Below are 219 nucleotides of genomic sequence, written 5' to 3'. Positions count from 1 at the left end.
AGTTGTTCACCGGCCCGCCCGCGCAGTTGAACTTCGGCCCGGACGGGCCGGACGGGAAGGTGTAGTCGTTGTACGCGTCGTTGCGGGCGGTGCAGTACGGCCACCCGTAGAAGCCGGGCCTGTCGATCCGGGCGAACTCGACGTTGCCCGCCGGCCCCCGGTTCGGGTCGGCGGTGCCCGCGTCCGGACCGTAGTCGCCGAGGTAGACGATGCCGGTGG

Annotated in this window: 1 protein-coding gene; it reads right to left on the bottom strand. The window is 71.2% G+C overall.

Translation table 11 applies throughout. The features are described from left to right. On the bottom strand, nucleotides 1–219 hold a 219-nt coding region (locus tag C7C45_RS33325), incomplete at both ends, for a hypothetical protein (protein ID WP_146247513.1).

It is taken from the genome of Micromonospora arborensis, assembly GCF_003205615.1.
Lineage (GTDB): Bacteria > Actinomycetota > Actinomycetes > Mycobacteriales > Micromonosporaceae > Micromonospora > Micromonospora arborensis.
This window is presented reverse-complemented; position numbering and strand designations above follow the sequence as displayed.